The organism is Klebsiella ornithinolytica NBRC 105727 = ATCC 31898 (assembly GCF_001598295.1).
In the GTDB taxonomy this organism is placed as follows: Bacteria; Pseudomonadota; Gammaproteobacteria; order Enterobacterales; family Enterobacteriaceae; genus Klebsiella; species Klebsiella ornithinolytica.
Window position 1 is genome coordinate 209,563 of the sequence record NZ_BCYR01000009.1, and the last position, 21,806, is coordinate 231,368.

At 56.9% G+C, this 21,806-nt stretch carries 19 protein-coding genes; 4 read left to right on the top strand and 15 right to left on the bottom strand.

The genetic code is table 11. The annotated features are described in order from the left end of the window. Positions 1–72: 72 nt before the first annotated feature. Genes ROR01S_RS18295 through cecR form a run of 4 tightly spaced genes read right to left on the bottom strand, consistent with a single transcriptional unit; the run spans position 73 to position 4,597 of the window. A complete protein-coding gene (locus tag ROR01S_RS18295; RefSeq protein WP_004859782.1) occupies positions 73–1,206 on the bottom strand; it encodes an ABC transporter permease in 1,134 nt (377 codons plus the stop codon). Beyond that, positions 1,196–2,935, bottom strand: a complete 1,740-nt coding sequence (locus ROR01S_RS18300; protein ID WP_004859783.1) for an ATP-binding cassette domain-containing protein — start codon at positions 2,933–2,935, stop codon at positions 1,196–1,198. Before ROR01S_RS18300 ends, ROR01S_RS18295 begins: the two co-directional genes overlap by 11 nt. Next, positions 2,928–3,923, bottom strand: a complete 996-nt coding sequence (gene hlyD / locus ROR01S_RS18305) for a secretion protein HlyD (RefSeq protein WP_004859785.1) — start codon at positions 3,921–3,923, stop codon at positions 2,928–2,930. Before hlyD ends, ROR01S_RS18300 begins: the two co-directional genes overlap by 8 nt. Then, entirely contained in the window at positions 3,920–4,597 is a 678-nt protein-coding gene (cecR, locus tag ROR01S_RS18310; RefSeq protein ID WP_015584847.1) for a transcriptional regulator CecR, read from the bottom strand. The genes hlyD and cecR overlap by 4 nt, the downstream gene beginning before the upstream one ends. Positions 4,598–4,879: 282 nt before the next feature. Here cecR and rhlE point away from each other — a divergent pair, with 282 nt between their 5' ends. From rhlE to ybiB, 3 genes are all read left to right on the top strand, one after another. After that, the gene (rhlE, locus tag ROR01S_RS18315; protein WP_015584846.1) at positions 4,880–6,280 is read left to right on the top strand and encodes an ATP-dependent RNA helicase RhlE; all 1,401 of its coding nucleotides are present in this window, start codon (positions 4,880–4,882) and stop codon (positions 6,278–6,280) included. 233 nt (positions 6,281–6,513) lie between these two features. Beyond that, entirely contained in the window at positions 6,514–8,658 is a 2,145-nt protein-coding gene (gene dinG / locus ROR01S_RS18320) for an ATP-dependent DNA helicase DinG (RefSeq protein WP_064359751.1), read from the top strand. 42 nt (positions 8,659–8,700) lie between these two features. Continuing rightward, the gene (gene ybiB, locus ROR01S_RS18325) at positions 8,701–9,669 is read left to right on the top strand and encodes a DNA-binding protein YbiB (RefSeq protein WP_064359752.1); all 969 of its coding nucleotides are present in this window, start codon (positions 8,701–8,703) and stop codon (positions 9,667–9,669) included. A 129-nt stretch (positions 9,670–9,798) separates the two neighbouring features. On the opposite strand, the gene ybiJ is transcribed toward ybiB, so the two are convergent. From ybiJ to ROR01S_RS18360, 6 genes are all read right to left on the bottom strand, one after another. Beyond that, complete coding sequence (ybiJ, locus tag ROR01S_RS18330; RefSeq protein ID WP_004859796.1) at positions 9,799–10,059, bottom strand: DUF1471 family protein YbiJ; 261 nt, start codon at positions 10,057–10,059, stop codon at positions 9,799–9,801. A 285-nt stretch (positions 10,060–10,344) separates the two neighbouring features. Continuing rightward, on the bottom strand, positions 10,345–10,611 hold the full coding sequence (locus ROR01S_RS18335; protein ID WP_004859799.1) for a DksA/TraR family C4-type zinc finger protein: 267 nt from the start codon (positions 10,609–10,611) through the stop codon (positions 10,345–10,347). Positions 10,612–10,877: 266 nt separating this feature from the next. Further along, the gene (ybiX, locus tag ROR01S_RS18345; protein ID WP_004859801.1) at positions 10,878–11,555 is read right to left on the bottom strand and encodes a PKHD-type hydroxylase YbiX; all 678 of its coding nucleotides are present in this window, start codon (positions 11,553–11,555) and stop codon (positions 10,878–10,880) included. Between the two features lie 45 nt (positions 11,556–11,600). Then, positions 11,601–13,889: a catecholate siderophore receptor Fiu gene (locus tag ROR01S_RS18350; RefSeq protein WP_004859802.1), complete on the bottom strand. Its 2,289-nt coding sequence runs from the start codon at positions 13,887–13,889 to the stop codon at positions 11,601–11,603. A 271-nt stretch (positions 13,890–14,160) separates the two neighbouring features. Beyond that, complete coding sequence (locus ROR01S_RS18355) at positions 14,161–14,427, bottom strand: YdgH/BhsA/McbA-like domain containing protein (RefSeq protein WP_004859805.1); 267 nt, start codon at positions 14,425–14,427, stop codon at positions 14,161–14,163. A 155-nt stretch (positions 14,428–14,582) separates the two neighbouring features. After that, positions 14,583–15,197 (bottom strand): flavin reductase family protein, encoded by a 615-nt coding sequence (locus tag ROR01S_RS18360; protein ID WP_004859806.1) that lies wholly within the window; start codon positions 15,195–15,197, stop codon positions 14,583–14,585. Positions 15,198–15,292: 95 nt separating this feature from the next. Here ROR01S_RS18360 and rlmF point away from each other — a divergent pair, with 95 nt between their 5' ends. Continuing rightward, positions 15,293–16,213, top strand: a complete 921-nt coding sequence (gene rlmF, locus ROR01S_RS18365) for a 23S rRNA (adenine(1618)-N(6))-methyltransferase RlmF (RefSeq protein WP_015584842.1) — start codon at positions 15,293–15,295, stop codon at positions 16,211–16,213. A gap of 52 nt (positions 16,214–16,265) precedes the next feature. Here the strand turns inward: rlmF and ybiO are convergent, their stop codons facing one another. From ybiO to dps, 5 genes are all read right to left on the bottom strand, one after another. Further along, complete coding sequence (gene ybiO, locus ROR01S_RS18370; protein WP_044023621.1) at positions 16,266–18,482, bottom strand: mechanosensitive channel protein; 2,217 nt, start codon at positions 18,480–18,482, stop codon at positions 16,266–16,268. A 117-nt stretch (positions 18,483–18,599) separates the two neighbouring features. Next, complete coding sequence (gene glnQ, locus ROR01S_RS18375; RefSeq protein ID WP_004859814.1) at positions 18,600–19,322, bottom strand: glutamine ABC transporter ATP-binding protein GlnQ; 723 nt, start codon at positions 19,320–19,322, stop codon at positions 18,600–18,602. After that, a complete protein-coding gene (gene glnP, locus ROR01S_RS18380; protein WP_004859816.1) occupies positions 19,319–19,978 on the bottom strand; it encodes a glutamine ABC transporter permease GlnP in 660 nt (219 codons plus the stop codon). The genes glnQ and glnP overlap by 4 nt, the downstream gene beginning before the upstream one ends. Positions 19,979–20,128: 150 nt before the next feature. After that, positions 20,129–20,875: a glutamine ABC transporter substrate-binding protein GlnH gene (gene glnH / locus ROR01S_RS18385; RefSeq protein WP_004859818.1), complete on the bottom strand. Its 747-nt coding sequence runs from the start codon at positions 20,873–20,875 to the stop codon at positions 20,129–20,131. A 404-nt stretch (positions 20,876–21,279) separates the two neighbouring features. Continuing rightward, on the bottom strand, positions 21,280–21,783 hold the full coding sequence (gene dps / locus ROR01S_RS18390) for a DNA starvation/stationary phase protection protein Dps (protein ID WP_004859819.1): 504 nt from the start codon (positions 21,781–21,783) through the stop codon (positions 21,280–21,282). Positions 21,784–21,806 lie beyond the last annotated feature (23 nt).

Genomic DNA, 21,806 nt, shown 5'->3' on the forward strand with positions numbered 1-21,806 from the left:
GCGCTTACCCGACCAACAGGGTCCGCAGGCGCGGTAAGCATAGCGCCACCGGGCAAAATACGAGCGCCAGGCTTAATCCAACCGACGTTTGGTTTTCAGCCAGGTCAGGCCGATAAACATCACCGCCGAGGCAATTAAAAACAGCGTGTTCACCAGCAGTACCACCGGAATATTACCGGCGAGAAACAGGCTTTGCAGCGTGCTGACGAAATAGCGCGCCGGGATGACGTAGGTCACCGCGCGGATCACCGCCGGCATACTGTCGATCTGGAAAATAAACCCGGAGAGCATAATGGAGGGCAGAAAGGCGGCGTTCAGAGCGACCTGCGCGGCGTTAAACTGATTGCGGGTGATGGTCGAAATGAGCAGCCCCATCCCGAGGGTGCTGAGCAAAAACAGGCTGGTTATCAAGAACAGAACCACCAGCGAACCGCGAAACGGCACGCCGAGGATGAACACCGCCACCAGCATGCACAGCAGCATCGCCAGCATGCCGAGGAAATAGTAGGGAATCAGCTTACACAGCAGCAGCTCCGCACGGGTGATTTCCGTCGACAGCAGCGCCTCCATGGTCCCGCGCTCCCATTCGCGGGCCACCACCAGCGAGGTCAGAATCGCGCCGACCACCGTCATAATGATGGTAATGGCGCCGGGAATAATAAAGTGCTGGCTGATGGCCGCGGGGTTAAACCAGTAGCGCATCTGTACATCAATCAGCGGTTCGAAGGTTTCCCCGCGATCTTCCGCGCGCTGCTGCTGCCAGATTTGCCAGATGCCCTCTACGTAGCCCTGGGCAAAGTTGGCGGTATTGGGTTCGCTACCGTCGGTAATCAGCTGGATGGGAGCATCATCGCCGGGGCGCGCCATCTTCTGGTCGAAATCCACCGGGATGACCACCAGCCCACGAATGCGCCCGGCCTGCATCATCTCAATCAGCTGCTGGCGATTGTCGCTGACGGTGGCGTCAATATAGGGTGAGCCGGTCATGGCGTGGACGAAATCCAGCGCCTCTTCGCTTTGTTGCTCCAGCAGTACGCCGACTTTGAGCTTGCTGGAGTCGAGATTGATCCCGTAGCCGAAGATAAACAGCAGCAGCAGCGGAATGACCACCGCAATCAGCCAGCTGCTGGGGTCGCGGACGATCTGCCGCGTCTCTTTGACGCACAGGGCGCGCACGCGACGCCATGAGAGAATTTTAGCGCTCACCGGCATTCTCCTTATCCCAGTCGTGAATCAGGGTGATAAAGGCCTGCTCCATCGTCGGATCGGGCTGTTGATCATTTGCCGCCAGCGCTTTGAGCGCATCCGGCGTGCCGCTGGCGATCAGCTTGCCGTGATACACCAGACCAATACGATCGCAATATTCCGCCTCATCCATAAAGTGGGTCGTCACCATCACCGTCACCCCTTTATCCACCATGCTATTAATATGCAGCCAGAACTCGCGGCGGGTAATCGGGTCGACGCCGGATGTCGGCTCATCGAGAAACAGAATATCGGGTTCATGCATCAGCGAGCAGGCCAGCGCCAGACGCTGCTTGTACCCCAGCGGCAGCTCATCGGCCGCATGGCTGGCGATGCTTTTCAGACCAAAAGCATCGCTCATCCGGGCGATTTTCTCGTTCTGGACCCGACCACGCAGGCCATAAACGCCCGAGAAGAAGCGCAGGTTTTGTTCAACGGTCAGGTTGCCGTACAGCGAAAACTTCTGCGCCATGTAGCCGAGATGCTGGCGTGCTTTCCCGGAACTGACTTTCAGGTCCATTCCCAGAACCAGCGCCTTGCCGGAGGTCGGCACCAGCAGGCCGCACATCATTTTAAAGGTGGTGGATTTACCGGCGCCGTTGGGGCCAAGCAGGCCGAAAATTTCCCCGCGTTTGACGCGAAAATCAACGTGGTCGGTGGCGGCGAAGTCGCCGAATTTTTTGGTCAGACTCTGCGCTTCAATCACCGTTTCGTCGGCCGTGCCCTCTACGCGGTGGATAATTTCGCCGAGCGGCGATTCCGCGGTCGCGGCGCCGCCCAGCAGATCGATGAATGCATCTTCAAAACGCGGTGCGGTTTCGGCAATCTCCAGCGTCGGCATGTTAGCGCTGCGCTGCACCTCCGCAATGGTGGCCTCTTTTTTCAGGATCAGGCGTACCGATTTCCCCTGAATGACGCCATCGCTGATCTGCGGCAGCTTCAGCGCTCGTTGCAGGAGGCGACGGTTATTTTCCTCGCGGCTGGAGACGAGGAAACTGCGGCCGGCCATGGTTTGGGTCAACGCTTTTGGCTCACCCTGATAAAGCAGCTGGCCTTCATTCATCAGCAGGACGTCGCGGCACTGTTCGGCTTCATCAAGGTAGGAGGTGCTCCAGAGGATCAGCATCCCGTCGCCGGCCAGTTCGTGCACCATTTGCCACAGTTCACGGCGGGATATAGGGTCAACCCCGACCCCCGGCTCATCGAGCAGCAGGACTTTTGGCTCGCCCACCAGGGTGCAGGCGAGGCCCAGTTTCTGCTTCATCCCACCGGAAAGTTTCCCCGCCAGGCGTTCGGTAAAGGGGCCGAGGGAGGTAAATTCCAGCAGACGAGCGAAGGTTTTCCTGCGCGTCTCGCCGGTAACGCTGCGCAGGTCGGCATACAGCGTAAGGTTTTCCATGACCGTCAGGTCTTCGTACAGGCCGAATTTTTGCGGCATATAGCCGAGCACCGCGTGCAGCGCGCTATCGTCGGTAATCGGGTCGAAACCGATCACCCTGGCGGTGCCGTCATCGGCCTTCAGTAGCCCGGCGAGCATGCGCATCAAGGTGGTTTTCCCGGCGCCGTCAGGGCCGACCAGACCGGTGACATAGCCGGCGCGGATGGTGCAGTTGAGCGGCGCAACGGCGGGCCGATCCATGCCGGCGAAGCGGCGGGTGAGCCCGTTGAGCGTGATAACGTCCTCACTCATGTCCGTTCCCGCTGCTGAAGGTGACGGTTACCGGCATCCCCTGGCGCAGCGAATCATCCGCATCGGTGACGACAATACGCAGGCGATAGACGAGGTCAGTCCGTAAATCTGGCGTCTCTACGGTCTTCGGCGTGAATTCGGCGCTCGGCGACACAAAGCCAATCTTGCCGTGCCAGGGTTGATTCGGGCGACTATCGGTATAGAGCAGCACTTCGCGTCCGGGTACCGCCTGGCCGAGATTTTTTTCATCAATGTAGGCACGGACCCATACCGGGTGAGTCAGCGACAGCGTCATAACCGTGCCGCCGGCGCTGAGCATGCTGCCCGGTTCGACGGCGCGGGTCATCAGCGTGCCGTCGGACGGGGCGATCAGCGTGGTATCGTGCAGGTCGAGTTTAGCCTGCGCCAGGGCCGCCTGCGCCTGTTCAAGGCTGGCTTTGGCCTGGGCGATTTCCTGCGGGCGGTTGCCGGCGCGATACTGGCGCAACTTGTCCTGCGCGGACTTCAGCGTCGCCTGAGCCTGGTCGCGGGAGGAGCGCGCGTTTTCCAAATCGTTAACCGAGATGGCGCTGTTCTGACGCAGCCCCAGCTGACGCTGGTAAAAGTTCTGCGCGTAATCGTACGCGGCCTGCGCCTGTTTGACGGCGGCGGCGGCCTGGGCTATCTCTTCCGCCCGGTAGCCGGCCATCATCAGGTCATACTGCGCCTGAGCCGTGGAGACATTCGCCTGGGCCTGTTGTAAGGCGTTCTCATACGGGGCGCGATCCAGCTGGCCTAGTATTTGCCCGGCCTGAATCTTATCGCCCTCATCAACGTTCAGTGAGGCCAGTCGTCCGCCGACGCGGAAGCTCATGTTCACGGTGCGAATATCGACGTTGCCATACAGGGTCAGCTCCCTTTGCTGGCTGCTTTGATACCACCACCAGCCGCCGCCGAATGCGGCAATCAGCAGCAGTATGAACAGAACGATGATGACGGGTTTTTTCATGATCCCAGGCTCCTTTGCGATAACCCTTGCAGAACGAAATCAATATGGCAGGCGATAACCTGATAAATTTGCTCAGTTTTTTCTTCGTCGAACTGCGTCCATCCGGTGCGCAGCAAAATGGTTTCCCGCCCAAGGCGGAAGGCGAGAATCTCTCCCAGCAGCGCGTGGGTGTGCAGAATCATTGCCGTGTCATCGGCATCAAGGCCGGTAAATGCGGCGATCAAACGGGTCAGGTAGCGATGGAGCGGCGCAATTACCTGACCGTGGATGAGCTGGTAGGCTGGGGTAGGGGAAAGCTGCTCGCGGGAGATGAATTTGCTCAAATTGACCGTGTCATCCTGGGTCAGCAGCAAAATCATATTCTGACAGGCGCGCAGAATCAGTACCCGAATCTCCGCCTTATCCGGCGAAGGTGTCATCAGCAGCGTTTCCGCCGCTTCGGCATGCGGACGAAAATTATGGCTGATAAAATCGGCAATCCACTGGGCACAGGCGAGATAGAGATCGTCCTTGGAACCAAAATAGTAGGGGATCGCCGCGATATTTTGCCCGGCCTGCGCGGCAATATCGCGGGTGGTTGCGTGCAGGCCGTATTCGCCGAACTGGGCGATGGCTGCGGCAATGAGCTGGCTTTTGGCTTGTTCACCTTTGGTTGTCACAGGAGTCGTCGTCATCGCACTATAAAAAATTAATCAATCGATTGATTAAGAGTATGACCAATTCGCGTCACTGTCCAGAATAGTGGATACTCTCTTTTGCGTATTTCGCATCACTCTTTGCAAGCGGCGGGTGACGAGGATTATCCGGCGCAGCGGCCCCGAGGGGATATTTATGCGCTGCGTCACAAAACCTGCTAGACTGCGCCCCTTTATGGCATTGTGGTTTTTGCCATCTCTATTCGCAATAATCTCCCCGAAAACTACGCCTGTTACGGGCCGGGGTGGTTTGGAGTTGTTATGTCTTTTGATTCCCTTGGCCTGAACCCTGATATCCTGCGCGCTGTCGCCGAGCAGGGTTACCTTGAGCCAACCCCAATTCAGCAGCAGGCTATCCCTGCGGTGTTGCAGGGACGCGATCTGATGGCCAGCGCCCAGACCGGCACCGGCAAAACGGCGGGCTTTACCCTGCCGCTCCTGCAGCATCTGATTCAGAAAGAGCCGCATGCTAAAGGCCGTCGCCCGGTGCGCGCGCTGATCCTCACGCCAACGCGTGAACTGGCGGCACAGATCGGTGAAAACGTTCGCGATTACAGCAAATACCTGAATATTCGCTCGCTGGTGGTTTTTGGCGGGGTGAGTATTAACCCGCAGATGATGAAGCTGCGCAGCGGCGTCGATGTTCTGGTGGCCACCCCTGGGCGCCTGCTGGATCTTGAACATCAGAATGCCGTCAGCCTGGACAAGGTTGAAATCCTGGTGCTTGATGAAGCCGACCGTATGCTGGATATGGGCTTTATTCATGATATTCGCCGCGTGCTGGCGAAGCTCCCGGCGAAACGCCAGAACCTGCTGTTCTCCGCGACCTTCTCGGACGACATCAAGGCGCTGGCGGAAAAGCTGCTGCATAACCCGCTGGAAATCGAAGTGGCTCGCCGTAATACCGCTTCCGAGCAGGTGACGCAGCACGTCCATTTCGTTGATAAGAAACGTAAGCGGGAACTGCTGTCGCAGATGATCGGTGAAGGTAACTGGCAGCAGGTGCTGGTCTTTACCCGCACCAAACATGGCGCCAACCACCTGGCCGAGCAGCTGAATAAAGACGGCATCCGCAGCGCCGCTATTCATGGCAACAAGAGCCAGGGGGCGCGTACCCGGGCATTAGCCGACTTCAAATCCGGTGGTATTCGCGTGCTGGTGGCGACGGATATCGCGGCGCGTGGGCTGGATATCGAAGAGCTGCCGCACGTCGTCAACTACGAGCTGCCTAACGTGCCGGAAGATTACGTTCACCGTATCGGCCGTACCGGTCGCGCAGCCGCCACCGGCGAAGCGCTGTCGCTGGTCTGCGTGGACGAGCATAAACTGCTGCATGATATCGAACGCCTGCTGAAAAAAGAGATTCCCCGCATCGCTATTGATGGCTATGCGCCGGATCCGTCTATCAGAGCGGAGCCGATTCAAAACGGTCGCCAGCAGCGTAGCGGTGGCGGCGGTCGCGGCCAGAGCCAGGGCCGCAGCGGTCAGGGACAAGGACGTAACGCCCAGGGGCAGGGTCGCAGCCAGCAGTCTGCGCCGCGGCGTAACGATGGCGAAGCGCCGAAAGCCGGGGCAAAACCTTCACGTCGTATCGGCGAGGCGAAACCGGCCGGCGAGCAACAGCGCCGTCGTCGCCCGCGTAAACCAGCGGCAGCTGAGTAACCGCCTCCCGCCAGATCGTCGCTATCCGGGCAACAGGTTTTACCCGGATAACGCAACGACACCCGGAAGCAGCGCGCATGCTGTCTCCGGGTTCTTCCCTCGCGTGCCCTGTGATTCCCGGTCGGTGCATTGACAAATCCCGAGCATCATTCCACATTGCTCAGAAAGAAATTCCTCCTGCCAGGTAAAAAGTGTCACAATAGTGGCTGTTTATACAGTATTCAGGTTTTCTCATGGCTTTGACCGCTGCGCTAAAAGCGCAAATCGCCGCCTGGTATAAGGCGCTTCAGGAACAGATCCCGGATTTTATTCCCCGTCCGCCACAGCGGCAGATGATTGCCGACGTGGCAAAAACGCTGGCCGGGGAAGAAGGCCGACACCTGGCTATTGAAGCACCCACTGGCGTCGGCAAGACGCTGTCATATCTGATTCCCGGCATCGCTATCGCCCGTGAGCAGCAGAAAACCCTGGTGGTGAGTACCGCCAACGTTGCGCTACAGGATCAGATTTACAGCAAAGATCTGCCGCTGCTGCGCAAAATTATTCCCGATCTGCGTTTTACCGCCGCGTTTGGTCGCGGACGTTACGTTTGCCCACGCAATCTTACGGCGCTGGCCAGCACCGAACCGACGCAGCAGGACCTGCTGGCGTTTCTCGATGACGATCTCACGCCGAATAATCAGGCTGAACAGAAGCTGTGTGCGACGCTGAAAACCGATCTCGACAGCTACCGCTGGGACGGTCTGCGCGATCACACCGATAAACCTGTCGATGATGCGCTATGGAGTCGCCTGAGCACCGACAAAGCCAGCTGCCTCAACCGCAACTGCCACTACTATCGCGAATGTCCGTTCTTCGTTGCCCGGCGAGAAATTCAGGAGGCGGAAGTGGTGGTGGCGAACCATGCGCTGGTGATGGCGGCGATGGAGAGCGAAGCCGTGTTGCCGGAGCCGAAAAACCTGCTGCTGGTGCTCGATGAAGGCCATCATCTGCCGGACGTAGCTCGCGATGCGCTGGAAATGAGCGCGGAAATGACCGCCCCCTGGTACCGGCTACAGCTGGATCTGTTCAGTAAGCTGGTGGCGACCTGTATGGAGCAGTTTCGGCCGAAAACCACGCCGCCGCTGGCCAATCCCGAGCGCCTGACCGGCCACTGTGAGGAGCTGTATGAGCTGATCGCCTCGCTGAACGCTATCCTTAATCTCTATATGCCGGCCGGGCAGGAAGCCGAGCACCGTTTCCCGATGGGCGAGTTGCCGCAGGAGGTGATGGATATCTGCCAGCGTCTGGCGAAACTGACCGAGATGCTACGCGGGCTGGCGGAACTCTTTCTTAACGACCTCGGGGAAAAAACCGGTAGCCACGACGTGGTGCGCCTGCATCGGGTTCTGCTGCAAATGAACCGTGCGCTGGGGATGTTTGAAAGCCAGAGCAAGCTGTGGCGGCTGGCGTCGCTGGCGCAGTCATCCGGCGCGCCGGTCACCAAATGGGTGACGCGCTATATGCGCGACGGTCAAACGCATATCTGGTTTCACTGCGTCGGCATTCGCGTCAGCGACCAGCTGGAAAGGCTGCTGTGGCGCAGCGTACCGCATATTGTTGTCACCTCCGCTACCCTGCGCTCATTGAACAGCTTCTCACGCCTGCAGGAGATGAGCGGGTTGAAAGAAAAGGCCGGCGACCGTTTTGTGGCGCTGGATTCCCCTTTTAACCATGTTGAGCAGGGCAAAATCGTTATTCCGCAGATGCGCTATGAACCGCTGATCGATAACGAAGAGCAGCATATTGCTGAAATGGCAGCTTATTTCCGCGAGCAGGTTGAAAGTAAAAAGCATCTCGGGATGCTGGTGCTGTTCGCCAGCGGGCGGGCGATGCAGCGTTTCCTGGAACATGTCCCCGATCTGCGCCTGCTCTTGCTGGTACAGGGCGATAAGCCGCGCTACCGGCTGGTGGAACTGCACCGCAAGCGCGTCGAAGGGGGGGAGCGTAGCGTGCTGGTGGGGCTACAGTCCTTTGCCGAAGGGCTGGATCTCAAAGGTGAGCTGCTCAGCCAGGTACATATTCATAAGATTGCCTTCCCACCCATAGACAGTCCGGTGGTGATTACCGAAGGCGAATGGCTGAAGAGCCTGAACCGCTATCCGTTTGAAGTGCAGAGTCTGCCAAGCGCCTCCTTTAACCTGATTCAGCAGGTCGGACGCCTGATTCGCAGCCACAGCTGCTGGGGCGAGGTGGTGATTTATGATAAGCGTTTGTTGACCAAAAATTATGGTAAGCGTCTACTGAACGCATTGCCCGTTTTTCCGATAGAACAGCCTGCCGTTCCAGAGGTTATCGTCAAAATAAAAGCAAAACAGACGCGTCGCAAACGGCGTTAACGGTGTAATGTCGACGATGTGAGCAGCTAACAGGAGTCTTCGATGGACTACAGCAAGATCATTAAAGAAGTCGGGCGCGGGAAAAATCACGCGCGTGACCTGGATGTGGATACTGCCCGCGCGCTTTACTCGCGGATGCTTGACGGCGAGGTGGCAGAGCTGGAGCTGGGCGGGATTTTAATTGCCCTGCGTATTAAAGGTGAAGGTGAAGCGGAAATGAAAGGCTTCTATGAAGCCATGCAGCAGAAGACCCTGCGTCTGACGCCGCCTGTCGCCAGGCCAATGCCGATTGTGCTCCCTAGCTATAATGGCGCGCGCAAGCAGGCTAATTTGACTCCTCTGCTGGCCGTTTTGCTGCATAAGCTCGGCTTTCCGGTGGTGGTGCATGGCGTCAGCCACGATCCGACCCGGGTGCTGACGGAAACGATTTTTGAGCTGATGGGGATCCCCGCCACCCGACATGCGGGCCAGGCTCAGGCGCGACTCGACGGCCACGAGCCGGTGTACATACCGGTTGGCGTACTCTGCCCGCCACTGGAGAAACAGCTTGCCCTGCGCTGGCGTATGGGCGTACGCAACAGCGCACATACGCTGGCAAAGCTGGCGACGCCATTTGCTGAAGATGCGGCGCTACGTTTATCGAGCGTTTCTCACCCCGAATATGTGGGCAAGGTTGCGAAATTCTTTGTTGAGATCGGAGGACGGGCGCTGTTAATGCACGGGACGGAAGGTGAAGTGTATGCCAATCCACAGCGATGCCCGCAAATTAGCCTGATTGATGCTTCAGGGACGCGGGTTGTGCATGAACGCCAGAGCGAGCTGCCGGAGGCGGGGGCTGTACTGCCGGAGTCAAAAGATCCTCAGGTCACCGCTCGCTGGATTGAGCGCTGCGTAGTGGGAAGTGAGCCGCTGCCGACCTCATTGAGAATTCAGCTGGCCTGCTGCCTGGTGGCAGCCGGCGAGGTTGCGACCCTCGAGCAGGGACTGAGCCGGGTGGCGGAACAGTGGTAGCCGCCGGTTTCCCCTGAAAAAAGCTCACGTCAGAAAGCAACGCATAAAAAAAAAGCCCGTCCGGTGGCACGGACGGGCAAAACAAGGGTATTAAAGGGTCGTTCAGGGTTAATACAGGTCGGGCAGCGATTATTTATAGATAACCGCGGTACCGCTAATTTTGTTGTTGGTGTTAGCGGAGGTGATGCTGTAACCAGTCGCGCCAGCGGCTTCCGCTTTTTCAGCCAGTTTGGCTTCCAGACCATCCAGAGTCGTTGCGCCTTCAGCAGACACTACGCCAATTTTGTTCATGCTTTCAGCCTGAGACGGGCTAACCGGCTGAGCGGCAAAAGCGCCAAAGGACAGAGTAGTAAGGGCAATAGCAGCGGCAGCATATTTAATGGTTTTCATAGTTAATCTCTCGCAGGTTATTTTGTTAAGAGGACGATGTTCCGTCGATGTGATAAGTATCACGCTTTTTTGCGAGAGATAAAATCGAAGGAAATTAACAGTCTTCATCGATTTTTTTGAATGATTATTAATTTATTGAATATTAATAAATTATTTCGTGGCGGGATGACCGGAGAGACGTCGGCGGGATGAAGAACGCATTGAGGGCACATTTTGCCACTTTTTTAGCCAAAAAACGTGCGCGAAAAGATAATGCTTTCTGCGGTAATGAACGGTAAAGGAAGGTCAGCGTAGCTGGCTGTCCTTGGAGCCACGGCGATTATATCCTGAAAATGTATTGTTATGTAAATCTTTCTCCTGCTGGCACTTCACGCAGTATCTGACCCCCGGGATCGCCTTCCTCCGGGCCTCGGGAATCGGCTCTCCGCATTCATCACAAAATTTGTGGCTCTCTCCGCTGGGTAGGGCGTTTCTCGCCCGTGCGACCGCATCATCAACGGTGCTGTCGATCTGATCCTGAACTGCGCCATCATTTGCCCAACCTGATGCCATGATGCACCTCCTCACTGTTGTTACTGTCATTATATACCCTGACTTATTCGCGTTGCAGAAAGGCGACGACGCCGGCCCCCCGGGCGCTTACTCCGGTAAGTGGCTGGGGGGAGCGGCCAATCTGTGCGCAACAGATTTGAACGCTGCGCGGCGGCGGCCCGTATGGGTGAGGCCTCATTGGGAGTCGAGTAGCCAAGCCAACGTGCAGGCAACTTGAGTATGACGGGTAGCGTGAAGATGGGGGCAAAAATGCGTCAGGCAAGGGCTCAGATTTCCGACCACTCCCGTAGCAGGTTATGGTACAGATTAAGCAGCGATAGCACCTCGTCACTCTCGCCGTGGCGGCTCTTCAGAGTCTGAATATTCCGATCCAGCTCGAACAGCATGCTGCGGCGTTTATCATCGCGGATCATCGACTGGATCCACAGAAAAGAAGCCACGCGCACGCCCTGGGTCACCGGCATCACGCAGTGCAGGCTGCTTGACGGGTAGAGCACCAGGTCGCCCGCCGGCAGCTTGACCGTATGCTGACCATAGGTGTCGTTTACCACCAGCTCACCGCCGTCATAACTCTCCGGCGCGCTGAGGAACAGGGTGGCGGAAAGATCGGTACGCATCCAGCCGCCCTGAGCCTGACTGCGCACCGCGCCGTCAACGTGAAAACCGTAGGTTTCACTCTGCTGATAGCGGTTAAACAGCGGGCTGGAGAGAGTTTTGGGCAGGGCGGCGGCGAAGAACAGCGAACTGCGGTTGAGCGCCGCGAGGACCCGGTTCTGCAGTTCGCCGTACAGCGGGCTGCGGGTATCGACCTGCTGATTTTTTTTCACCAGCGCGCCCTGATCGCCGGTCGTGGCTCGCCCGTCAACCCAGTCGGCCTGCTGCAGCTGCGCGCGAAAATCGTCAACTTCCTGTGGGCTGAGAACGGCGGGGATATGGTACATCATCGTTGTTTCTCCTCAAGAAACGGGGCGTCGCCGCCCCGTCGTGGATTAGAAATGCACGTTGGCGGTCAGCAGGAAAGTACGCGGTTCGCCTGGATGATAACGGTAGCCGCTCTTGTTGATTGAGGCGACGTAATGGGTATCGAACAGGTTATAGACGTTCAGCTGTAGATCGACGTTACGGTTGATACGATAGCCCACTTTCGCATCAGCCACCCAGTAGCCTTCGGTGTAGGACGGCGTACCGACGGCGCCGTCGCTGCCGCGGTGCATGCTGCCGATATAGCGAGCGCCTGCGCCAAGGGCGATGGCATCGGTTGCCTGGTACTGGCTCCAGAGGGTAAAGGCGTGCTCCGGCGTGTACGGCAGCGCGCTGGTGCCGTCCTGGGCGATGTTGTTGCCTTCACGAACGCTGGCGTGCTGCTGGGTATATCCGCCGATAACCTGCCACTCCGGGGTGATATTCCCGGCCAACGACAGCTCATAACCTTCAACGCGTTTTTTACCGTACTGCGAATAGGTGCCGTCGTCGTTTTGCTCGACTTCGTTCTCAATATCGGTACGGAAAAGCGCTGCCGTCAGCAGCAGACGTTTATCCATCAGCTCCCACTTGGTACCGACTTCGCTGGTTTTCGCTTTCTGCGGTTTAAAATCGGTACGGTTGGCGCTGTTCCCGGTGCCGCTCTGGGCCAGGGCAAAGTTATTGCCGCCCGGAGGCTGCTGGGAGATCGCATAGTTGACGTAAATGTTGCCGCTGTCGGTCAGGTGGTACAGCGCACCGGCTTTCCAGTTCACCAGATTGCCGCTGGTGGAGGTATCAACCGTGGTGACCGGGCTGTTTTTCGCCACGCCGGCCGGACAGGCAACCGCACCGCGGCCGGTGCCGCCGCACAGGCTGGCGCTGTCATATTTGGTCTGGTAGTTATCCAGACGGATGCCGCCGTTCAGCTCGAAATCACGGGTAATCTGCAGGGTATCGAAGGCATAAACGCCGAAGGTATCCGTCTGCCCGTTGGCGTTGGCGCCGCTGCGGTCCAGACCGCCAATAGAGATGTTGCTATTGGGATGGTAAATATTGACCGCCGGAGGCGTAATGGGATAAACGCCGTAGTTGGTCTGTGTTTCCCGGGTCAGCTCGAAACCGGCGCTGATATCATGCCCGATCGAACCGGTATAGAACTTTGAGGTCAGGTTGGTCTGGTTGGTCAAAATTTTATTGCTGACGTCTTTGGTGTTCGCCAGACGCGACCAGGTCCAGGTGCCGACATCGTTCGGATCCGGCTGGGTGATGTTGGTCGCGCCGCCCATGACTGCAGTTAGCAGATAATCCTGTTTTACGCGCGACCAGCGGGTGGTGTTGCGAATGGTGGTGTTATCGCTCAGGTCATGCTCGAAGCGCATGGTCACCGTATCGGTGGTGGAGTCGTCGTAGTCGGAATCCGTCCCGTAGAAGTTGCTGGTAGCCACCCTACCCGAGTGATTGAGCGCCGCGGTGCCTGGGGTTGGCGCGGAGTACCCCGGCAGACCGATGGTCGGAATACCGCCGTCCGGCGTGTTGTGCTGGGTGACATGCAGATAGTTCAGGTACAGACGGTTCTCAGTGCCGAGACCAAACGCGGCCGATGGCGCGATGCCGTAACGCTCATTTTTGACCTTATCGCGGCCGGCATCATGGGTTTTTTCGCCCATCAGGTTCAGCCGTACGGCGCTGGTTTCGCCGATGGCTTCATTGATATCGAGCGTACCGCGACGGAACCAGGCGCTGCCGGCACTGACGGAGGCATCGATACCGGAATCCAGACGCGGCTGTTTGCTGATCATGTTGATTGAGCCGGTCGGAGCGCTACGACCGTAGTCAGAGCCCGACGGGCCTTTAATCACTTCCACTTGTTCGGTGTTAAAGGTATCGCGGGTCACGCTACCGATATCGCGGACACCATCGACATAGATGCTGTTAGAGGTATCGGCTCCGCGCATATAAATGGTGTCGCCGGTCGACGAGCTGCCGTTTTCACCGGCGTAGAAGGCTCCGACGCCGGGAACGTTCTTCAGCGCATCGGTCAGGTTAGTCACGCCCTGATCTTTCATCACCTGCTCGGAGACCACGGTGACCGTACGGGTGGTATCGGCAATCGGGCGGGAAAATTTGGGGTCGGCGGATTGCGTCGGGGCATACAGAGAGGGAGCCTGCGCTTCCACCACCAGCGTTTCACCGCCATTTTTTTCGGTGTTGTCTGCGGCCAGAGCCAGGCCTGTCGGTGACAGACTCAGACACATGCCGGTAAAGATCGTCAGCGAGCTAAAACTGCTGAACGGTAAGTTTTGTTTTTTGTCCATTTCAATAAGCAACTTATAGTTTTAATTAAAGCCATCACAACCGCAGGCACAGCGATGCCGGCCCCGACCGCTGCAGGTGATTTGTTAAAATAGCAATGCGTTTGATAATGATTTTGATAACTATTATCAAATGACGGCGAATTTTTATCACTCGTTGATAAAAAAATAAATACATTTCTTTACGTGAACTGCATTTTTTCTACATAAACGGCAGCGGTCGGGCCACGCGAGGCGGGACCGCGATGGGTTCAGACCCGTTCAGACCGGCGGATTATTTATAGATAATGGCGGTACCGGACATTTTATTCGCGCTGCTGGCGGAGTTGATTCGCCAGGCGATAGCCCCTTTTTGATGGGCTTTTTCCGCCAGTTTCGCCTGCAGATCATCCAGATTGCTGGCGCCGGAGGCAGAAACGGTGCCAGCAGGGCGTAGCGGACCGCTCTCGGCGGTAGACGGAGGAGGTGAGATCCCGGCCTGGGCAATAAAAGAGGTGAGGGCAATCGCGATTGCGGTGAGTAACAGCAGATTTCTTTTCATGAGCATATCCTCATTAACTGCATGGGACATACTATAAGTTTAGGCCTTTACGGCAGGATAGACAGGGTAAAAAATTGAAGACAAACAACATCTTTTTTGCATAAACGGCGGCCCGACCGGGCGCGCGCCGTGGGTCGGGCGGAAGAACAAACGGCTTAACGGGCGTCCGGGCGGATCAGGTCGAAACGCAGATTTTCATCGATAGTGTAATAGGCGCTCGGCCCGCCGGCACGGAGAATCGGCCTGGCCTTAGCGGTCTGATAGACGCCATTTTCCAGTAACGACTCATCGATATGTACCGCGACGACTTCGCCGAGCACCAGCCAGCTATCGACAGGCTCACCATCGGCACGGGTCAGGCGAATACATTGGGAGAGCCGACACTCGAAGTTCACCGGGCTTTCCGCGACCCGAGGGGCCGCAACGAGACGGCTGGCGGCGGGAGTCAGCCCGGCACGGGCAAATTCATCTTCGTTGCGGGGAATGCTGGCGGAGGTTTCGTTCATCGCTTCAGCCAGAGGGCGGGTGGCCAGATTCCAGACAAACTCTTTGGTTTCGACAATATTCTGTACACTGTCTTTCCAGCCGCTGCTGGCAAAACCGATAATCGGGGGCCGATAGTTAAAACAGTTAAAGAAGCTGTAGGGGGCAAGATTGCGATGACCTGCGGCGTCCAGAGAGGCGATCCAGCCGATAGGGCGTGGGCCGATAATCGCGTTAAGCGGGTCGTGCGGCAGGCCATGTCCCTGTGAAGGTTGATAGAAATACATAGAGCACCCGTAACCGAATAAGAGATATCCAGACTCCCTTATTTACCGCGCCGCCGTCAACGGGTATCTTACGCGGCTGTTCAAAGGAGATTGCCATGAAAGCCCAGAAACCGGGGTTACACCCGCGTAACCGTCATCATCAACGTTATGATTTGCCCGCGCTATGCCAGGCTCACCCTGAGCTGCAAGGCTTTATCACCCTTAATCCGGTGGGCGAGCAGACCATCGATTTTGCTAACCCGCTGGCGGTGAAGGCGCTGAATAAGGCGCTGCTGGCGCATTTTTACGCGGTGAAACACTGGGATATTCCAGACGGCTTCTTATGCCCGCCGGTACCGGGAAGAGCGGATTATATTCACCACCTGGCCGACCTGCTGGCGCTGGATACCGGCACCATTCCTGAAAATGCCAGCATCCTCGATGTCGGCACAGGGGCAAACTTAATCTATCCGCTGATTGGTGCGCATGAGTACGGCTGGCGTTTTACCGGCAGCGAAATTAGCGCGGAAGCGATCGCCAGCGCGCAGGCGATTATCAATGCTAACCCGGGACTCAGTCGCCAGATTCGTCTGCGTCGACAGAAAGAGAGCGGGGCTATCTTTAGCGGCATTATTCATAAAAATGAGTGTTTTGATGCGACGTTGTGCAATCCGCCGTTCCACGATTCTGCTGCCAGCGCGCAGGCAGGCGGCGAGCGTAAGCGTCGCAATCTGGGGCTGGGGGCGGACAGCGTGATGAACTTCGGCGGCCAACAGCAGGAGCTGTGGTGCGAAGGCGGTGAAGTGGCGTTCATTACGCAGATGATCCGCGAAAGCCAGCAGTTTGGTCGCCAGGTGAAATGGTTCACCTCGCTGGTGTCGCGCGGCGATAATCTGCCGCCGCTTTACCGTGCGTTGACCGAAGCCGGCGCGGTGAAGGTGGTGAAAAAAGAGATGGCTCAGGGGCAGAAGCAGAGTCGCTTTATCGCCTGGACCTTCATGGATGAGGCTAAACGCCGCCGTCCGCTGGCACGTTAAGGATGATGCCTCCGGGCGGCCAGGTTCGCCCGGAATGTGCTCTGCTCCGTGGCTAGAGCGTCGGCTCTGCGGGCGCCGCAGGTGGCGCGGAGATGGGCGCAGGTGCCGGCAGAACCTGGTAGGTTTGCACGGGCGCCCGGACTCCGGCGAGATCGAAATGTTTCTTCACCTGCGTATCGAGCGCAAAGCGTACCGTCCACTGCTTCAGCGGCAGAGTGGTGAAGGTGACCCGCAGGGTAAATGCCGTATTGCTCAGGCCGACAAGCCCGGCAAATGACGGCTCGCCAATCACCAGCCCGCGAATCTCCTCCTGATCCATCACGTCTGCAACCGCGTTTTTCAGCGCCTGGCCGGCTTTATCCAGATCTTCCTGTCTGTCGACATCGTAGTTGGCAACCACTGAACCGATGCCGCGCACGAAGTTCGCGAAGGTGGTAATCGAGGACCACGGGATAATATGGTAAGCGCCGGTATCCTGGCGCACGCCGACGGAACGGATCGACATCCGTTCCACTGTGCCGGTTAACGGCCCGATGGTTACCAGGTCACCGGTATTCATCCCGTTCTCAAACTGGATAAAAATGCCGGTGATAATATCTTTTACCAGCGTCTGGGCACCGAACGAAATGGCCAGCCCCAGCGCACCGGCGCCGGCCAGCAGCGGCGCGATATTCACCCCCACTTCGGAGAGCAGGATCATCGCCGTGATGGTGCTGATAATGACCGCCAGCGCGTTACGGAATAACGTCAGCAGCGTACGGGCACGAGCGCCCGGTAGCGGGCGGCCGTGAATATCTGAGGCCAGGCGGTTTTCTATCAGGCTGGCGAGCAGCGTCCAGCCGATGGCGGAGAAGAACAGAATCAGCGCGATGCGAATCAGCACATCCACCGCTTTTTGCCCGGCGCCGTGTTGCATCCAGTTCCAGAAATCAAACAGTCCCCAGGCGCTTAGCAGCAGCATAATCGCCACGCAGACCACTAAAATTCGCGCCACTTTGAGTGCGACGGAGATCCAGCCGTTCAGCCGCTTCTGCAGCTCGGGATAGTTGCGCTGGGTCTGCGGCGACAGGGTAATGGTTTTCGCTATCCAGCGTGACAAGATGCCGGAGAGCAGCGCGGCGGCGCCGATAATCGCCAGGCTGCGTACCGTGGCTCCCATCATAAATTTCAGGCTGTTGCCGGGGTCGAAAAGTGAAAAGAAAAACAGCACGATAAAGTAGAGGCAGGCCAGCCAGTGCCAGATAAGCGCAAAGGCGCGGATAAACAGACTGAAGAAGGCCAGCGAGCGGTCCGCCAGGTGCAGCAGCCCCTGGGTAATCCGCGTTTTATTACGGAAGATCAGATACAGCGCCCAGAGGGTGATACACAGCATAATGACCACATTCGCCAGCGCGCCGACCTGAACGTTGACCTGATTGGAGATAATCGGCACCGCGACGATCAGGCCGTAGCCAATCAGGCTGCTCAGCGCGCTCAGGCGCAGGTTCCAGTACTTCGCGCTCTCATCGCTTAGGTTAAACGGCCGCAGCTCCGTCACCCGCGGACAGAAAATCAGCCGCAGAATCGCTTTAAAAAACTCAATCAAGGCGAAGGCATTCAGAAACAGGCTTTGCTGAAAGGCGATAGTCCGGTTGCCGCCATTAAACCGATCGCTGAGCATCTGGCCAACAAACAGCGTCAACGCCAGCAGGAGGAGATCGAAGATAAACGCGCCGGCGATGGTGGCCGGGAGCTGTAGCCAGTTACCGCGATCGTGGTTTTTGCGTCGCCCCCACTGACCCATTTTGCGATACAGCGGCAGCGCGGCGAGGCGGACCAGCCACCAGAAGGCGAATACCAGCACGGCCAGCAGCAGGAAATGGCCGGCGGCGTTGCGAAAGGTTTCGGCATGAAACGGCTTATGTGCAGAGGCAGTGATATTGCGCCACAGCTGAGAAAAACGTGAAGCAAAGCGTTCACCGTACTCGCGGCTCACCTGGGTGACGTTTTCCAGTACCGTCCGTTCATCTTTCTCTTCCGGCGGCGTCAGTTTTGGCGTGCTGGCCGGCGGCGGCGTGGCGGCGGCAGAGCGCAGCTGGTCGATTAATTCTCTGCGGGCGGCATCGTTTTCCAGCACATCGGCCAGCGCCGCATAGGCGGCCTTTTTTTTCTCGAGGTCTGGTTCACTGCTGGCGGGTTGTTCAGCGCTCGCGGCCGGGACACCGGGCAGTGTGGCTGCCGAAAGCGGGGCGGTAAACAGCGTAGCAAGCAGTAACAGGATCCACGGCACGGGCGCCTCCATCTCATTCCAAAACCATTAAGTATAGAAGTTGATAGCGGGAGAAGCGGCGTGGGATGTGTCTGGAAAGCGAAAGCGGCTCCCCGCATACGGGGAGCCAGGGGAATATCAGGCGACGTGCTGCAGGAATTCGCGCAGACGCGGGCTCGGTGGGTTTTTCACCAGTACCTGCGGATCGCCATCTTCGGCGATACGCCCTTTATCGATAAAGATCAGTCGCGATGCCACTTTCTCAGCAAAGCCGATCTCGTGAGTAACGATGACCATCGTCATCCCTTCTTCCGCCAGATCCTGCATCACTTTCAGCACTTCGTGGCGCAGTTCCGGATCCAGTGCCGAGGTCGGTTCGTCAAACAGCATCATTTTGGGTTTTACCGCCAGGGCGCGAGCGATTGCGACGCGCTGCTGCTGGCCGCCGGAGAGCTCGGAAGGGTAGTGGTGCGCGCGTTCGGCGAGTCCCACTTTTTCCAGCAGATCTTTAGCCAGTTTTTCGGCAGCCTCTTTTTTAGCACCACGCACGCGTAGCGGCCCGAACATGACGTTCTCCAGCGCCGTCAGGTGCGGGAACAGATAGAACTGTTGGAACACCATCCCGGCTTCCTGACGGATCAGGCGCTCGTCGACTTTCGGGTCATTAACCTTCAGGCCATCGACGATCAGCTCGCCGCTGGTGATCTCTTCCAGTTTGTTAATACAGCGCAGCAACGTCGATTTCCCGGAGCCGGACGGCCCGATAATCACCACAACTTCGCCTTTATTGATCTTCAGATCGATATCGTGCAGCACCTTGGTCGGGCCAAAGTGCTTGGAAACATTTTTAAATTCAATCACAGGATTTTCATCCTTCTTTCAAGACGACGCAGAACAAAGCTCAACACCAGGGTGATGATCAGATAAATCACGGCCACGGCGCTCCAGATTTCCAGCGCGCGGAAGTTACCGGCAATAATCTCCTGACCCTGACGGGTCAGTTCGGCGACGCCGATGACGATAAAGAGCGAGGTATCTTTGATGCTAATGATCCACTGATTACCCAGCGGCGGCAGCATGCGACGCAGCGCCAGCGGCAGAATCACGTGGCGGATGGTTTCGCGACGGGACAGGCCAAGCGCCAGGCCGGCTTCACGGAAGCCCTTGTGAATTGAGAGTACCGCCCCGCGGGTAATTTCTGCGATATAGGCGCCGGAGTTGATCATGATGGTCACGACTGCCGCCGAGAAGGGGTCAATGCGAAGATCATTGAACGCCATCGGTAGGGCGAAGTAGATAAACATGACCTGAACCACAATCGGGGTTCCGCGAATGATCTCGATAAAGACTAACGCAATGTGGTTAGCAATCCAGCCGCCAAAGCAGCGGGCGAAACCGGCGACGAGGCCGATTATCAGGCCGCCAGCCAGGCCGAGGACGGAAATCCACAGCGTCATTTTGGCGCCTTCCAGCAAAATTGGAATGGCAGGCCAGATGGCACTCCAGTCAAACTGCATAGTTCGTTCCTGTTACCGTGTCGAAAAACAGAGGCGTGCCTCTGAGAAAAAATGACTCAGGCCTGCGGCAAAGCGATACCCGGACGGTGGCCAGTAGCCCTGTCCGGGTGATCGGAATTCAGCAGACCTGTAAGCGATCAATGCTGATTATTATTTTGGCTCAGTACCGAACCATTTTTTATAAATTTCGTTGTAGGTGCCGTTTTCACGCAGCGTTTTCAGCGCGCCGTTCACTTTCTCGCGCAGCTCGTCGCTGCCTTTCGGGAAGGCGATACCGTAGTTTTGCGCTTCCAGCGATTCCCCTACCGCTTTGAACTGACCGTTGCCGGCCGTTTTGATGAAGTACAGGATGTTTGGCGTGTCATGCAGAACGGCATCGGCGCGGCCGGTACCCAGCTCCATATAGGCGTTATCGATATTCGGGAACTGACGCAGGTCTTTGGTTTTGATATTGGCTTTCGCGTAGTCAACGGAGCCGGTACCGCCTTTCACGGCCACAACTTTACCGTTCAGGTCCTTCACATCTTTGATGTCGTTGTTATTGGCTTTCACCATCACCAGCAGACCGCTCTTATAGTAGCCATCGGAGAACTCGATCGCTTTCTTGCGTTCTTCAGTAATGGTAATCCCCGCCAGCGCGAGGTCGATGTTTTTGGTTTGCAGCGCAGGAATGATGCCGCTGAAATCCATCGGCTTCAGGGTATAGTTCAGTTTCAGCTCTTTCGCGATGGCGTCCCACAGGTCGACATCAAAACCGACATACTTATCACCTTGCTTAAATTCAAACGGAACAAACGCCGTATCGGTCGCAACAATCAGTTGTTTTTCAGCGGCCTGAGAAGAAACCGCAAAAGCCAGGGTCAGTGCAGCCAGTGAAACTTTAAATACAGACTTCATAGCATTTCCTTTTTTATCCACGGGACGATCCCCTGCGAGAACGCGTAACCATATGAAAAAATCGTGCCAGTTTTACAACTTGTTGTTTTATAACAAACGAAGTCTATCCTGTTGCACGGTTTCGGTTATAGATCACGGCAGATGCACCGCAATGGGGCGTCATTTTGGTGCGTCATAAACACGCCGCATAACAAGTGCATTTTTAACGCAAACACTGATGGTAAAACAATCTCGCCGTAACGATTGTGTGAGGTGATTGTTACAATTGTTTTACTTTTGTACGTATTTTGTCCATTGTTGCGCACTAAAATGGTGCGAGTGAGGCGCGAGGAAAAAATCAGGTGGCAGAAGTGAGGATAATCTGAAAAAAAACCGCCAGCGAGGCTGACGGTGATTGTGCAGGTTTATGCGATGTTGGCTTCGATGAACCACAGGAATTTATCCAGGTCGCGGGAGGCGGCGGTAAAGATATCGGCGGTGTCTTCATCTTTTGCTTCGCCGATCGCTTTACGCACGTCATTGGCCACAATCGCGTAGCGGTCAGCCAGCTCTTTCAGGTGATCCTGAACGTTGTGAATATCCAGCGGGTAGCTTTTCAGCGGGGTTTTGCTGTTGATCACCTGAGTGGTGCCCAGCGCAACGCCGCCCAGCTGTACGGCACGTTCAGCCATGGTGTCAAGGTGGTCGGTCAGAGCGGTGCGGAAGCCATCCAGCATTTCATGAACGGCAATAAAATTGGCACCGCGCATATTCCAGTGAGCCTGCTTGGTAATCAGCGACAGGTCAATGAACTGGATCACCTGACGATTCAGCAGCTCGACGGTTGCTTTCTTCTCATTGTCTGCAACATCGTTGCGGGTATAGAGCAGATCGGATGCTTTCGTTTTAACCAGTTTTGCGGTACTCATAGTTTCATATCCTCTTGATATTT

Coding starts and splice junctions, on each gene's coding strand:
- ROR01S_RS18335 (WP_004859799.1), bottom strand. CDS start 10,611: ATGGCATCAGGTTGGGCAAATGATGGCGCAGTTCAGGATCAGATCGAC.
- rlmF (WP_015584842.1), top strand. CDS start 15,293: ATGAAAGCCCAGAAACCGGGGTTACACCCGCGTAACCGTCATCATCAA.
- glnP (WP_004859816.1), bottom strand. CDS start 19,978: ATGCAGTTTGACTGGAGTGCCATCTGGCCTGCCATTCCAATTTTGCTG.
- ybiJ (WP_004859796.1), bottom strand. CDS start 10,059: ATGAAAACCATTAAATATGCTGCCGCTGCTATTGCCCTTACTACTCTG.
- dinG (WP_064359751.1), top strand. CDS start 6,514: ATGGCTTTGACCGCTGCGCTAAAAGCGCAAATCGCCGCCTGGTATAAG.
- ROR01S_RS18355 (WP_004859805.1), bottom strand. CDS start 14,427: ATGAAAAGAAATCTGCTGTTACTCACCGCAATCGCGATTGCCCTCACC.
- ROR01S_RS18350 (WP_004859802.1), bottom strand. CDS start 13,889: ATGGACAAAAAACAAAACTTACCGTTCAGCAGTTTTAGCTCGCTGACG.
- ROR01S_RS18300 (WP_004859783.1), bottom strand. CDS start 2,935: ATGAGTGAGGACGTTATCACGCTCAACGGGCTCACCCGCCGCTTCGCC.
- cecR (WP_015584847.1), bottom strand. CDS start 4,597: ATGACGACGACTCCTGTGACAACCAAAGGTGAACAAGCCAAAAGCCAG.
- dps (WP_004859819.1), bottom strand. CDS start 21,783: ATGAGTACCGCAAAACTGGTTAAAACGAAAGCATCCGATCTGCTCTAT.
- rhlE (WP_015584846.1), top strand. CDS start 4,880: ATGTCTTTTGATTCCCTTGGCCTGAACCCTGATATCCTGCGCGCTGTC.
- ROR01S_RS18360 (WP_004859806.1), bottom strand. CDS start 15,197: ATGTATTTCTATCAACCTTCACAGGGACATGGCCTGCCGCACGACCCG.
- glnH (WP_004859818.1), bottom strand. CDS start 20,875: ATGAAGTCTGTATTTAAAGTTTCACTGGCTGCACTGACCCTGGCTTTT.
- ybiB (WP_064359752.1), top strand. CDS start 8,701: ATGGACTACAGCAAGATCATTAAAGAAGTCGGGCGCGGGAAAAATCAC.
- ybiX (WP_004859801.1), bottom strand. CDS start 11,555: ATGATGTACCATATCCCCGCCGTTCTCAGCCCACAGGAAGTTGACGAT.
- hlyD (WP_004859785.1), bottom strand. CDS start 3,923: ATGAAAAAACCCGTCATCATCGTTCTGTTCATACTGCTGCTGATTGCC.